This is a genomic window from Okeania sp. SIO2B3, from assembly GCF_010672525.1.
Taxonomy (GTDB): domain Bacteria; phylum Cyanobacteriota; class Cyanobacteriia; order Cyanobacteriales; family Microcoleaceae; genus Okeania.
In genome coordinates, this window is the sequence record NZ_JAAHGH010000145.1 from 1 (window position 1) to 14,645 (window position 14,645).

General features: G+C 34.4%; 7 protein-coding genes and 1 pseudogene. 3 read left to right on the top strand and 5 right to left on the bottom strand.

Annotated elements, in window-relative coordinates; translation table 11 throughout:
- Nucleotides 1-852: 852 nt before the first annotated feature.
- Complete coding sequence (locus F6K15_RS35045) at nucleotides 853-2,889, top strand: flavin-dependent dehydrogenase (protein WP_293070302.1); 2,037 nt, start codon at nucleotides 853-855, stop codon at nucleotides 2,887-2,889.
- A 763-nt stretch (nucleotides 2,890-3,652) separates the two neighbouring features.
- Nucleotides 3,653-4,303: a hypothetical protein gene (locus F6K15_RS35050; protein ID WP_293070304.1), complete on the top strand. Its 651-nt coding sequence runs from the start codon at nucleotides 3,653-3,655 to the stop codon at nucleotides 4,301-4,303.
- A gap of 395 nt (nucleotides 4,304-4,698) precedes the next feature.
- Here F6K15_RS35050 and F6K15_RS35055 read toward each other — a convergent pair whose 3' ends face one another.
- The 3 genes from F6K15_RS35055 to F6K15_RS35065 form a co-directional block, all read right to left on the bottom strand.
- Nucleotides 4,699-6,336 carry an acetolactate synthase large subunit gene (locus F6K15_RS35055; RefSeq protein WP_293070306.1) on the bottom strand — a complete coding sequence of 546 codons (1,638 nt, stop codon included), beginning with the start codon at nucleotides 6,334-6,336 and terminating at the stop codon, nucleotides 4,699-4,701.
- A gap of 968 nt (nucleotides 6,337-7,304) precedes the next feature.
- The gene (locus tag F6K15_RS35060) at nucleotides 7,305-8,531 is read right to left on the bottom strand and encodes a transposase (protein WP_293070308.1); all 1,227 of its coding nucleotides are present in this window, start codon (nucleotides 8,529-8,531) and stop codon (nucleotides 7,305-7,307) included.
- 805 nt (nucleotides 8,532-9,336) lie between these two features.
- The gene (locus F6K15_RS35065) at nucleotides 9,337-10,704 is read right to left on the bottom strand and encodes an NAD-dependent succinate-semialdehyde dehydrogenase (RefSeq protein WP_293070310.1); all 1,368 of its coding nucleotides are present in this window, start codon (nucleotides 10,702-10,704) and stop codon (nucleotides 9,337-9,339) included.
- Nucleotides 10,705-11,758: 1,054 nt separating this feature from the next.
- Here F6K15_RS35065 and F6K15_RS35070 point away from each other — a divergent pair.
- Entirely contained in the window at nucleotides 11,759-12,697 is a 939-nt protein-coding gene (locus F6K15_RS35070) for a glycosyltransferase family 2 protein (protein WP_293070312.1), read from the top strand.
- Between the two features lie 483 nt (nucleotides 12,698-13,180).
- On the opposite strand, the gene F6K15_RS35075 is transcribed toward F6K15_RS35070, so the two are convergent.
- The gene (locus F6K15_RS35075; RefSeq protein ID WP_293070314.1) at nucleotides 13,181-14,164 is read right to left on the bottom strand and encodes an ABC transporter ATP-binding protein; all 984 of its coding nucleotides are present in this window, start codon (nucleotides 14,162-14,164) and stop codon (nucleotides 13,181-13,183) included.
- Between the two features lie 137 nt (nucleotides 14,165-14,301).
- Nucleotides 14,302-14,645, bottom strand: a pseudogene (locus F6K15_RS35080) (photosystem II q(b) protein); the annotation flags it as partial.

Consider the following 14,645-nt stretch of genomic DNA (forward strand, 5'->3'; position numbering starts at 1 on the left):
TACGACGCGGGGTCGCACCGCGTAATTAGGGCTTGCTGAAAAAGTCTTTTTTAAGGAGTAGGGGACTCACCCCTAACCCCTCCCAGGAGGTAGGGCTGTTTCATTCTCGATAGACACGGGGACGCGGAGACACGGGGACACGGGGATGGAGGCTTTTAAGCGACATTGAAGCAAATATCCTCTCAGAGCTTAAAGACGCTTATTGGCTGAAAAATCGGCAAATTTTGGCAAATTTTACTGTTCCACTATCCCCTCATCTTCCGTTTTCCTTAAATTGTTAATCTACAATACTTTGAAACAGCCCTGCTCCCAGGAGATGAAAAGGGGGAGTAGAGGAGTAGGGGAATAATTTTCTTTGCCCAACTATGCGCCAGAAATCCTAACTTTTTGACCATGAAGAGCTGAAAACCAAGGTATTACAGACCTAAAAAGGCTAAAACCTTCCGCATCCAAGAAGTGCGTCTTACATTCTGAGGAGACCTCGCCAATTAACACTTGCTTTCTTAAATTAATTGAGGCATTCAAGTCTCGCTCAATTGATAGACCGCATTCTCCCTTACTGTCTTTGAAATTTTGTCGCTACTCTACTAATTGGGGCTAAACTATTTTGTAGACTTGAGCGAAGTTTACAAATTTGAAGATACTCATCTAGAGACAGATTTATCTTTAAATCTATCAAGAGAGAGTAGAAACTTAAAAATATAATACCCAAAGGAAAATTTCTCTTGGGTATACTTAATAATAGAAAATATTGTAAACTTTTATATCAGATTAAACTTTTATCTATACAGCATAGCATACATTAAAATATTGTCAACTTTAAGATTAAAAATTAATTCCCAAAAAAAATAGATGAAAGAAATTCTTTACCTAGAAGTACCAACGCCAGATACAAAAACTGTTTGTCAATGGTTACAGCATAAATTTCAGCCGGAATTAGGTGATAAAATTCTGACTTCTGATGGTTTTGTTGTGAAATTTTCTGAAGATCCTACTCAGGAATTTTCTGTATTTACCTGGTCATTACAACGAACTACTTATCTCAAAGTTTTTACTCAAGGAAATGTATCTTCAATACAAGAAAAATTCACTTCTTATTTGACTACCAACTTGAGAAAAGAATTTCCTTTAAATTATCCAGAACCTCCCATAATTGATCTATCAAATCAGTCAATTTTTACAGCTTTAGCATCTGATTATCCTCTGACTGTAAAATACTTTCAAAAAATGCCTCAAGGGGAATACGATCTAAAACGTTTATACTGGTGGGAAAAACGTTGGCGCGAATCAGTTAAAAATCCTCAAACACCAAAACAAGTAGTGTGGAAAAAAGAGTTAGGAACAAATAATAAATCAGCTGAATATGACCTCATTTATGTTGGTGGTGCTCTGGGAGTTATTCATGCAGCTGTCATGGCAAAATTAGGGTATAAAGTCTTATTATTAGAACGTTTGACTTTTGGAAAAATGAATCGAGAGTGGAATATTTCTCGCTCCGAACTACAAAGTTTAATTGACTTGGGTTTATTTACTGCTGCAGAAATAGAAGGTTTAATTGCTAGAGAATATAAAGACGGTTTTAACAAATTTTTTGATAGTAATAACCCTGATTTTGCTAAAGCTGCAATTCTTCATACTCCTACAGTTTTAAATGTGGCATTAGATTCAGAAAAAACACTCACTTTATGTGGGATAAAACTACAAGAATCAGGAGGAAAAATTGTAGATGAAACAGAATTTATTAAAGCTGAAGTTGAACCAGAAAAAGTTGTAGTTTATACTCAAAGCCTATCTAACAAAACCGAACAAATTTTCTGTGGTCGTTTGTTAGTAGATGCTATGGGTACTGCTTCTCCCATCGCTTGGCAGTTAAATGGTAAACGTGCTTTTGATAGTATTTGCCCAACAGTTGGAGCAGTAATTGATGGTGGAATTGAACCGGAAGTTTGGGATTCAAATTATGGAGATGTTCTTAATAGTCATGGCGATATTTCTCGTGGCAGACAATTAATTTGGGAGTTGTTCCCTGGCGCAGGTAATGAGTTAGCAATTTATTTATTTCATTACCATCAAGTTCATCCTAAAAATCCTGGTTCTTTGTTAGAAATGTATGAGGATTTTTTCGCAATTTTGCCAGAATATCGACGGTGTGACATGGATAAATTAATCTGGAAAAAGCCAACTTTTGGTTATATTCCTGGGCATTTTAGTATCAAAGGTAGCGATCGCCAGGTGGCTTTTGACCGTTTAATTTGTATTGGCGATGCTGCTTCTCTCCAATCTCCTTTAGTGTTTACTGGTTTTGGTTCTTTAGTCAGAAATTTACCTCGTTTAACCGATCTTCTAAATACTGCTTTAAAATATGATTTACTCAGTGCTAATCACTTAAATAAAATTCGTGCTTATCAAAGTAATATTGCCGTTACTTGGTTATTTTCTAAAGGCATGATGGTACCAACTGGAAAGTTTTTACCCCCCCAAAGAATTAATTCTATATTGAATACATTTTTTGGGTTATTAGCAGAGGAACCTCCAGAAGTAGCAGATACTTTTATTAAAGATAGAGCTAATTGGTTTACTTTTACAAGATTAGCTCTAAAAGCAGCTCGAAAAAATCCTTATCTTTTATTCTGGATTATGGATTTTATCAACTTTCAAGAAGTATTACTCTGGACAATAAGTTATATCAATTTCACTTTGTTTAGTGTAATGAATTTTCTATTAGGATGGTTGCCTAGTTTTGCCCGCTGGATTCAACCTTGGTTAGAATCTCGCTATCCTAGTTTATGGTTTTGGATATTGGCTAATAGTTATGCCTTAACTTATAATGTTGGTCAACCAAAAGTGAAATTTACACTACGAAAATCTAAACTTAGTATGCAAAATTAGTTGAAGAAGGAAGAAGAAAGAAGGAAGAAGTGGGTGGGGACTCAAACCCCAACTAATTGTAAACACCGTTTAAACGGTGGGGTATTAAACCCAAAAGAAAAAGATAAATTTAACTATTTTCATCTTTGCTTAATACCTAGGAACTAAACCCTACAAATATAGCAATTCCCAAAAAGCGTGAGGTAAAAATTTGTTTGTTTTAGGGAGTAGGGAATAGAAAATAAGAAAAACAACTTTACCTCAGTCACTTGAGAAACGATATATTATTTGATTACTAATTAATATCATGTCCAGATAATTAGTGATGAACAAATTTTCTTCTCTTTTTCCCTCCTGAAAATATAAGCAGTCGAAGGAAAGGACGCGGACAGATTAAAAACTTAAAACTCATACAACGTGATTTTTCCTTCTTTTTTTTTCCTTCTTCCTTCTTCCTTCTGCTAAACATCTATTTTTCCCCAATTTCACTCCATCGTTGTAAGCATTTCCTGCGGAATGCTGCGCAAACAGCTATTAGCTGTCAGCTAGCCTCCTCCGGAGGAACTGCGGACTTCAGCAACAAGACTCTCTCATATAGGACAGTGTTGAAATTAACAACTGACTTTAAGAGCAAGGAAGGCAACTTTTGTAGTAAGAAAGTTAAATATTGTTTTGATCCTAAACTAAAAGCAATAGCTGTTAACGTAGTTCCTCCGGAGGAGGCTAGCTGATGGCTGACGGCTGAATGCTTACCCATCGTTAGAACTAAAAATTTCAAAGAATTATGCGGCTAGATTTAGAAAGATTAGAAATTACAAAGGGTGAACTTAAACATCTCAGTGGAGTGAGTTTAGATAAAATATTGCGACCGCCCACCAAAACTAAATATTTATTAGAAGGTGGGAAAAGTTTACTAATAGCTTTGCTTTTATTAGTTAGTTACTGGATGGTAGTACAAATCTTAAATCAACACTACTTATTATTAATAGTTATTTATTTAGGTATGGCAATAGGATTATTTTTAGAAGATATCTATAAGATATTTATGACTCGTAAAAATCAACGTCTGATTAGATTGTTTGAGGATGTAGATAAATATAATTCGATCATTCAAGCGATCGCTATTAATGACACAATTGAAGCTGCTGGGAACCCCCAAGTTAAATTAAGTAATCGCACCAAAATTATAGAAGCTCTAAAATTAATTAGAGAAGATTTAACTAGAGCTTTGAAAACTGAGCGAATTATCCGGGAAAACAAGAAATTTGTTAATAATAATACAGATTTATTTACTTTTAATTTTAATACTTTGACAGCTTTGCAAATTAATGACAAAGCTAGCGAACATGGAAAATTACTTAACGAAGCTCTAGAAATAGTAATCGACGTTAGGGAAGAGATGAAAAAATTACAAGACGAAAATTTGCTAAACTAAGGAACTTTCAAGTAAAAAATTGCTTTTTCCCAATCATTCTAATTTTTCTGCCTTCTACCTTTCTCTCGTAATTTTACAGATCAACCTATCCCAGTAATAATATTTTTGCTTTTTGCTAAAAACCCTAAATATTCAGAAAAACTTTTTAAAGCTAGATAATTATGTCAAATCCGTTGGCTTCGGAGTAATATAATTCCGTCGATCATCATACAATGCGTAAGGCCGAATGGCCATTTGCCAAAGCAAAGCTGCCGAATGACGCCCCTACAATATTCTTTAATGCTGAATAACACCGATGTTACCGGATTTGATATTACATATCAGTTTGAAAAAGATTTGTTAAAGTTTTTAACTAACTATTGTTCCTCCTACTCAAATCTACTACTAACAAATAACTAAATAGAACAACTTAAACCACCTGACTTTTTAGTAAAACGAGTATTCTCCCGATAATCAACAGGACAATCTATCACAGCAGGAACATCTTGAGCAAGAGCCTCCTTCAGAGTAGGAATTAAATCAGTAGCAGACTCTACTCGATAACCTTTCAAACCAAAACTTTCAGCAAACTTAACAAAATCTGGATTGCCAAACTTAATAAAAGAAGACTTACCAAAATGATTTTCCTGTTTCCACTCAATCAAACCATAACCACCATCATTAAAAATCAAAGTCACAAAAGCAGTACCCACCCGCAAAGCAGTTTCCAACTCTTGACAATTCATCATAAACCCACCATCTCCTGTTGCAGCTATTACCTTACGGTCAGGATGGACTAATTTAGCAGCGATCGCTCCGGGAATAGCAATACCCATTGCTGCAAACCCATTAGAAATCAAACAAGTATTAGGACGGTCACAATGATAATGCCTAGCAATCCACATTTTATGAGCACCAACATCAGAAATGACAATATCTTCTGGCCCCATTACTTGACGTAAATCATAAATTAGTTTTTGAGGCTTAATTGGAAAGTCATTATCTTTACTATATCCCTCATATTCAGAGCGAAGATTTGTTCTAATTTCTGAGACAGTCGGACTTAATTCATCTATACGTTCCGAGCGTCGCAAAATTTCATTCAAAGAATCAGAAATATCTCCAACTATTTCAGCTATCGGAATATAACTACTATCAATCTCCGCATATTTTGCCCCAATATGAATAATTGGAATTTCACCTTGAGGATTCCATTTTTTTGGTGAATATTCAATCAAATCATAACCAACTGCAATAACTAAATCTGTTTGGTCAAAAGCACAACTAATATAATCTCGTTGTTGTAATCCTGTGGTCCATAAAGATAAAGGATGAGTATAAGGAATCGCACCTTTACCCATAAAACTATTAGCAACAGGAATATTTAATTGTGTAGCAAACTCTGTTAAAGCTTCACTTGCATTAGCCCGAATCACTCCATTTCCGACTAAAATTACAGGTTTTTTTGCTTTAGAAATTGCCACTGCCGCTTCAGTCATACTTTGATAAGCAGAATAAGATTTTTCTCGCTTATCACGATTCAAGGGTTGCCCTTCTACAGGCATTGCCGCAATATTTTCAGGTAAATCAATATGAACTGCGCCAGGCTTTTCTTGTTGAGCTACTTTAAATGCTTTACGGACAATTTCTGGTGTATTACTAGGGCGAACAATTTGAGCATTCCATTTAGTTACTGGCTCAAACATTGCCACCAAATCTAAATATTGGTGAGATTCAATGTGCATTCTATCTGTACCAACTTGGCCTGTAATTGCTACTAAAGGTGCGCCATCTAAATTAGCATCAGCAACACCAGTCATTAAATTAGTAGCTCCAGGGCCTAATGTTGATAAACAAACTCCTGCTTTTCCTGTTAAACGACCATAGACATCTGCCATAAAAGCGGCACCTTGTTCATGTCGGGTAGTAATAAATTGAATTGGGGAATCTTTGAGAGCTTCTAAGATATTCAGATTCTCTTCTCCAGGCAGTCCAAATATATATTTGACTCCTTCATTTTCGAGGCATTTTACCAATAATTCTGCAGTGTTCATTTCTATTTTCTCCTTTGGTTAAAGGTGGTAGAAAACTAAATCGAAAGTTTTAACTTTAACTAGCTCTAGGCTAAGAGCTTTGAGCTATCAGCTTGGGTTTAAATTCCTGTAGATACCGGATATAGCGCTACGCGCAAGTCAGAACTCAGAACTCAGAACTCATCTATAACTGGGTTTGAGCATTTAGGAATGTCCTAAGCTCTGCTTCGACTACTATAATTTAATCCGGTATTTCTCTAAATTACAGGCTGAAATATGATACTTAATTTTCAAACACAAATTATATAAATGATTATTTTTTCTTTTCCGGAGTCAAGATAAATTAAACCTCTATTTAATTTTTTTTCAAGTAATTAAGTATTTGTGGGAAATAAATTTTCTATTTGGTTAAAGTCGGCAAAATAAAGTAACAAATATACCTGAGTAGTAGATATAAAAATTATTTTTCCTGCCTACTTTAGATTGAACCTAAGAGGATGCTTTAAAAGTTTTTAGTAGGTAATCACTAAGCATTTCCTGCGGACTGCTGCGCAAACAGCCGTCAGCTATTAGCTAGCCTCCTATCGGAGGAACTGCGTTAACAGCTATTAATGTTGGGAAAGGTAAAAGCAACCTTTGAAATTGAGTTTGAACAAAAAGTTACTGTCAAAGTTTCCTTCCCCAACCGGAGAAGTAATTATTCATTATTAATTACTGTTAACGTAGTTCCTCCGGAGGAGGCTAGCTGACTGCTAATAGCTGAATACTTACGGTAATCAAAAAGTTATCTAATCTCCAGTAAATACTCCTGAAATTGGGAAAGTGTTACAAATAGATTCGGAATTATTTAGATACCAAAACTATACTTACTCAAAAATACTTCACATCAAATCCCGGTAATTAGTTATTTGATGATTTAGAAGCCAGGAATTAAAAGTTAGGGGTTAGAAGTTATAGTTCATAAAAATATAGTCAAATATGACATATCCTTATTTTGCAGGTGTTACTCTGACTGGGTGAACTACAACACCCTCTATCCCATAGTCAAAGACATTTGGGACTGCTTTTTTCATAATGTTCAAAGAACCGTTCACATCAGCATTAATTAATCTTTTGCTTGCAGTACAATACAAACCTCTCTTTACTCTTTTTCCAGAAAAGGTGACTTGATTTTTCTCACCTTCTAAGTACACTGGAATCAAATCATTATCTATAAAACTTGCTTTTGAGGTATAAGATTCTTCTGTAATAATTACATCTATCCCTACCATCTTGGCTTTATAAGATAACATTTCTATTAATTTGTTATAGGGAACAGATACAAAATATGAAATATTTCTTTTCCCTAGATTTATCTTCTGCTTCCACTCTTCATTGTGCCCTATTATCAATGTTCCTATTTTCTGATTAATTAGAGTATCAATAATCAAACGAGACGCTTTATGAAGATAATCGTTGATTTTAAATTCTCTTTTATTACAAAGTTTTTTCAGCCTCTTACTTGATTGATTTTCCGGTAGTTTAGATTGTAGGAAGCTTTTAACTTTATTATAGTATTGATTGATAGATTTTAACGGTCTGCCATTGATCAAGAGCGGTTTAATTCCGGCTTGATTAAAAGTTAATGTAGCTAAGTTGTTTAATCCTATATCAATACTGGCGCAACGATTTTTATCTAGCTCGTATTGTTTTTCGCATTTCTCATAAATGACCTCTATTACATAATGGTTAAGTCTAGGGACGAGACGAACTTGTTTAATTTGTGAAGTAGGAACTAATGTTTTTAGATAAATCCCAGTTTTAGAAGGATTAATAATTCCTTGTTTAAGTTGCTTCTTGCTGATAGCTTGTGTCGTATAAACTACAATATTTCTTCCCTTTACTTTATTTTTATATCCAGGAAGACGAGGACGAGATTTAAACTTTGATGGGTTCTTTAGATAAACTTCGTTTGCTGCTAAAAAGCTTTTCCAGTTTCTATCTAAAATCATCAAGATTTTTTGAGAGACTTTAGCTGGCATTGCTTGATAGTCTGATTGAGTAGAGAGTGTTTTTTGCAGGTCATAATAGTGACGATAATTATTTTCAAATATGAAAGATTGACGAACTAAATAATTGCCGTAGTTATAAAGATTTTTCGACAAGAAACATAGTCTGTCAATTTCATCATAAAACCGATGATTTTTTTGAATAATATGTCTCTCAACTAATTTCATAAATCAAGGGGTTAAAATTATATTAGGATTCGAGGACGCGCGGAATTTTTATTTTTATTTAGTCTGGAATTACCAGGCAATTTCATTATACTATTAAAAATATTGCCTTTGAGTTATTAAATTTTGTCAAATATAAAGGCGCTCTTTTATACAAGTAAACGGAGATATTTGACATCACTTGACTATATATGGCTATATTTATGTATAACTTTTATTATACCAATGCTCAAAACATGCAATGTTTGAATTTTCTACATCTAAATAGTATCTAGTTTCTGCTGATTTTTGCTACCTTCCAAGGGTAGCACTAATTAATAATAAATGCTATTATAAGTTAGGATTCTATAGTGAGAAGATGTAGGCAGGTTCCACGTAAAACCCCCTACTAATTCAGTTATAGAATCGGGTTTTTTTATAACTGTACAAACAGATTTTAGATCACATCTAAGACCAACTTTAGAAGTAACACTATCTAACTTAGAATGTAAAAATCACCCTGAAAAGAATAACAGTTATTGCATACTCAGCACTCAATTCAACTTCTAGGACTGAGAAATATTAAATCTAAGGTATGACAATATTTTAAGTAATTGCTATAACTCTTAACAGCTATTAAGTAGGTAGACAAGATTAACTTTATTTATCTTATCGCCAAATATAGCAATCCTAAATAGATTGCGGGTAATCAAAAAGTAAATAAAAAAACTGAAACTCTTACCTGTTCCCTGTTCCCTGTTCCCTGTTCCCTGTTCCCTAAAAAGCAGTAAGATTTCTGACACAAATAAAATAGGATTGCTATACTTAATTATTTAACCCAAACTGTCTTAATATTGACAAATTCTAGAATTCCTTCTTTGCTCAGTTCTCGACCATACCCAGAACGTTTAATCCCACCAAAAGGCAGACGGGGGTCAGACTTGACTAAACCATTGATAAAAACTGCACCTGCTTCGAGTTCTGATATTAACCTATCTGTCTGTGCTGTATCTGTAGTCCATGCACTTGCACCTAATCCGAAGGGAGTGTTATTGGCCAGTTCTATTGCTTCATCAATATTAGCCACCCGAAATATTAGGGCAACAGGACCAAAAAACTCCTCTTCATAAGCAGGGGAATCTACTGGAATCTCTGCCAAAATAGTAGGGGGGTAAAAATTTCCGGGACCATCAGATAAAAGATGACCTCCTGTTAGAACTTTTGCTCCTTTCTCAACAGAAACTTCTACTTGAGAATTTAACTCTTGAAGAATAGATGGAGTTGCCAAAGGACCAATATCAGTATCTGGCAAAATAGGGTCTCCTACCTTCAAAGCCTCAAATTTTTCTACTAAGCGCTGTTGAAATTCTTCAGCAATAGTTTCTGCCAAGATGAAACGTTTAGCTGCAATACAAGATTGGCCATTATTCAACATCCGAGCTGTAACAGCAGTAGACACAGCTTGTTCTAAATTAGCACTTTCTAATACTATAAATGGATCGCTACCTCCCAATTCCAAAACTGTTTTTTTAATTGATTTACCTGCTATTGCTGCTAAAGCCATTCCTGCTGGTTCACTTCCAGTTAAAGTTCCTGCTTTTACTCGGTCATCTGCCATTATGCCTGCTACTTTATCGGAACCTATCAATAAGGTTTGAAATGCTCCTTCTGGGAAACCTGCTTCTTTAAATATTTCTTCAATGGCCAAAGCACATTGGGGAACATTAGAGGCGTGTTTCAATAAACCTACATTTCCTGCCATTAAAGCTGGTGCTGCAAATCGAAAAACCTGCCAAAAGGGAAAATTCCAAGGCATGACAGCTAGCACTGGGCCTAATGGTTGATAACGGACAAAGGACTTACTTGCGTCAGTTTGTGCTGGTACATCAGCGAGAAATGTTGCTGCATTTTCTGCATAGTAGCGACAGACTAGGGCACATTTTTTAGCTTCGGCAATGGCTCCACTCAGAGTTTTACCCATTTCTAGGGTCATTATTTTACCAAATTTCTCAGCATTTTTCTCTAATATATCGGCTGCTGCTAATAGCCATTCCCCACGTTGAGTCATGGGAATTTGACGATATTGGTAAAAAGTTGTTATTGCTAGTTCTAGTTTTGTTTCAATTTCTGCATCTGTGATTGGTTCAAAAGTTTTTAGTGTTTCTCCTGTTGCTGGATTAATTGTAGCGATCGCCATTAATTTTTTCTCCTCAATTTCAAGTTAAAATTACTTTTTAAATTAAGTCACAAGTTATTAATATCAATAAATCTTGTGACAATAACTTTTTTTCTTGCTGATGTAACTCCTTCGAGAGTTTAACTTATTCGCTTCTTTATTCCTGGGTGTTAATTTCATCCAAGGGCTTACTAATTTTTGTTCACTTTTAGTTTGGCTTTATACTCCATCATACTTGCTTGCACTAGCCAAAACACTTAATTCTTAACTATCTTTTACAATCATGTAACGATCAAAGAAAAATATACACTCATAGAGTAGGATTCACAAATTTTTCAGTTATAAACTCCACATATAGTCGAGTACTCTATTTTTTAAGTTCTATAATTATAGTGTAGTGTTTTTTTGTAAACCCTCATAGACAGTTTTTATTTCCTATTTCCTGAAGCTGTAGCGAAGTTTATGTATATATATTTTATCTCAATCTCCCTATCCGGCCAGAAAAGCCAGCATGATAGGGGTATCATTAATTAAATGTATAAAAAGTATCACACTTTTATAGATATCATGTATAAGTTGACCACTGTCGATCAAAAAATATTTAAAATCTCGTAAGTTTGAGAGGGTATTTAAGTAATATCTACAATTTTATCAAACCACTATTAATTATGATTAATGAATCATAAATCTTGACTACTAAACTTTGTGATACAATTCTGTAAAATCAGAATTATTTGAAAATTCACTACAAACTTCATTGAATTCAGCAGAGATGAAAATCCATTGAAATTATTAAAAAACATTAAAATCAGCTTGTAATGTTTGTACTTATCTACATAAATTTCGTTATATTGAAGATTTTTCAACAGAGGAAGCAATATTACTAATTCAGTTATAATTAACAGCAAATAGATTACAAACATCAGTTATTTATACAGGTAAATTCATTGGTGTAGCAGTAGTTTTTGTTTGCTATAATGTTAATAAAAATTTTAGTGTTTGCCACCATTATTTGAATATAAATAGCAGTTAATATTCTTGGCTTATTAATCAAAATATAGAGAAAAATTTGCTAATGAAATTTAGTATTGTAATTACAACTTATAATCGCTTAGATTTATTAAAACGGGCAATTAATTCGGCGTTTGAACAAACAGTTGAATGTGAAATAATAGTAGTTGATGACTGTTCAATAGACGGTACAAAAAACTATGTCAATAGCTTAGGAAGTCGTGTCATTTACTATTGTACTTCTTCCAACCAAGGTCATGCAGCTACAATGAATTTAGGGGTCCAAAATGCTCAGGGAGATTGGATAAAACCTTTAGATGATGATGACTATATGGCAACTAATTGTATTGAAGAAATGACTCAAGCAATCACTCTTCATCCTCAAGCAGTGATTCTTTCTTGTCAAGCAGCACAAGTTGATACTAATGAAGTAGAAATTAGTCGGACTCGTAAAACAGGACCTGGAACGGCATTTTATATTCCCCAAGAAGATATTCACTATGGAATGTTACTAGAATCAGTGCCATTTGGTACTCCTATTCAAGTTGCTTTTCGTCGGGATGCTTTTTTAGAATCTGGAGGATGGGATAATAATTTTAGGAGTTGCGATGATATTGATTCTTGGATTAGAATTGCTGAACTTGGTGATGCTATTTTTCTCAACCAGTGTTTAGTTTGTCGTACTATTTGGAAGGGGGGATATGACCGAAAAATTCCTTTAAAACAACGTTGCAATACAAATATTTTAGTTAAAGAAAAAATTTATACTAGAGTTAATAAAAAGTATCGTAATATAATGCCAGATATTGAGAATATACGACAATATATGAATTTACATTGGGGTATAGTCGCTGTCAAACAAAAACAACTATTAACAGCTATCAATATATTATTTCCAGCAGTTTTTTCTCTCAAAGCCTGGAAAATTTTTTTAGCAGTTACTATTGCTAGAAAACTGAAAAAAGACAATAAAAATTTAAGGAAAAAAGTTTTGATTAATTAATTTTATATTGATTTCTATATCAATATAAAAGAAGATTACGAAACTATTTGTAAAGAGAATAGGTATGTGATGTTTTCATTAAAGAAAAAAGTATTTCATTAATTGATAATTGATAATTACCTCTGGTTAAAACCGCTCTTGATTGAATATAAAGAATATTTTCTTTTTTTTTCCTATTACCAAGGGTTCTAGCCATTTTTAGGGCTTTGACGTAACTCCCTTGCCTAGACTGACTTTTCCTGCGGAATGCTGCGCAAACAAGCATTTTTCTGCCCAGAAAATGTGTAAGTCCCACTAACCTTTTCTTTTCTCACAGGAGTGCGCATTCCCTCTCTTGGTCAGCATTCCGCAAGGGAGCTGGTGTCGTCGCGAGGTCGCACCGCTTCTGCCTCCTGCCTTCTTTCTGCCTTACCTCCTCCAAAGTGTAACTATTCAACCGGAACCGATAGCGTAGCTCCCCCAAAGGGGACACATGATATTACCCTATTCTCTACTAGAAAAAATTCCCTTTTCTCGTAATTGCTGCATAAAATACTCTTCCAGACTAAGTCTTTCTATATTCATTGTCATTAGTGTAGCTCTCATTAATCCCAAACTAACTAAAAATTCTTTAGGGTCTCCCTGTAAATGACCTTGCCAAAAATTATGCTCAAATTCTAAATCTGGTATCCATTGTTTGAGTATCTCAAGATTACCACTTTTACCCTTAACATAATAGCTTTCATTAGCTCCTAATACTTCATCTAAAGTACCAATACAAATTAATTCTCCTTGTGCAAGAATAGCAATACGGTCACATATTTTCTCCACATCAGACAAAACATGACTATTAAAAAAAATAGTCTTCCCTTGTTTTTTGAGCGAGATAATAATTTCTCTGATTTGATAACGTCCCATTGGATCTAAACCTGACATAGGTTCATCCAAAAATACTAACTCAGGGTCATTAATCAAAGTTTGCGCCATACCAACTCTTTGCAACATTCCCTTAGAATATTGACATAGTTGCTTTCTAATAGCTGTTGATTTAGACAATCCCACTAAGTCAAGTAATTCTGGAATTCTTTGTTTTTGTATTGATTTTGGTATTTGAAATAATCCTGCCACAAACTCTAGAAATTCCCATCCAGTTAAATATTCATAAAAGTAAGGATTTTCTGGCAAGTAACCAATTTTTTCTTTAATCACTCGATCGCCTATTGGTTGTCCTAATAAAACTCCCGATCCAGATGTAGGGCGTACAATTCCTAATAAAGTTTTAAGTAGGGTAGTTTTACCTGCACCATTTTGTCCCAAAAGTCCAAAAGTTTCTCCTTGATAAACTGTCAAAGTACAGCTTTTAAGAGACTCTATTTTTTGATTCATCCAAAAACCAGTGCGGTAAAATTTACCCAAATTAGTAGTTTGCACAACTGGCAATTTTTCTGGTTTCTTAGCTTCAGTGGGAATATTGACAGCAGATTCCATAAAAATTCAGCTTATATGTCAAATTTCTTATTTCTTATTAATTATCATAAACTGAGTACTAGAATTATTAAACTTTTAACCAAAAAAAAAGCCCTCTAAATAGAGGACTTTTTTTAATTCAATCAATCAACTAGAAATTAACCATTGATAGAAGGAGCTTCTACAGCCGCCAAATCTAATGGGAAGTTGTGAGCGTTACGCTCGTGCATTACTTCCATACCTAGGTTTGCGCGGTTGATGATGTCTGCCCATGTATTTACTACACGACCACTGGAGTCGATGATGGACTGGTTAAAGTTGAAACCATTCAAGTTGAAGGCCATTGTTGATACACCTAGAGCGGTGAACCAAATACCTACTACTGGCCATGCTCCTAAGAAGAAGTGTAAGGAACGGCTGTTGTTGAATGACGCATATTGGAAGATTAAACGACCGAAGTAGCCGTGAGCTGCTACGATGTTGTATGTTTCTTCTTCTTGAC

What these genes read in the sequence shown, in the direction of transcription:
- F6K15_RS35045 (WP_293070302.1), top strand. Translation starts at nt 853, where the DNA reads ATGAAAGAAATTCTTTACCTAGAAGTACCAACGCCAGATACAAAAACT.
- F6K15_RS35050 (WP_293070304.1), top strand. Translation starts at nt 3,653, where the DNA reads ATGCGGCTAGATTTAGAAAGATTAGAAATTACAAAGGGTGAACTTAAA.
- F6K15_RS35055 (WP_293070306.1), bottom strand. Translation starts at nt 6,336, where the DNA reads ATGAACACTGCAGAATTATTGGTAAAATGCCTCGAAAATGAAGGAGTC.
- F6K15_RS35060 (WP_293070308.1), bottom strand. Translation starts at nt 8,531, where the DNA reads ATGAAATTAGTTGAGAGACATATTATTCAAAAAAATCATCGGTTTTAT.
- F6K15_RS35065 (WP_293070310.1), bottom strand. Translation starts at nt 10,704, where the DNA reads ATGGCGATCGCTACAATTAATCCAGCAACAGGAGAAACACTAAAAACT.
- F6K15_RS35070 (WP_293070312.1), top strand. Translation starts at nt 11,759, where the DNA reads ATGAAATTTAGTATTGTAATTACAACTTATAATCGCTTAGATTTATTA.
- F6K15_RS35075 (WP_293070314.1), bottom strand. Translation starts at nt 14,164, where the DNA reads ATGGAATCTGCTGTCAATATTCCCACTGAAGCTAAGAAACCAGAAAAA.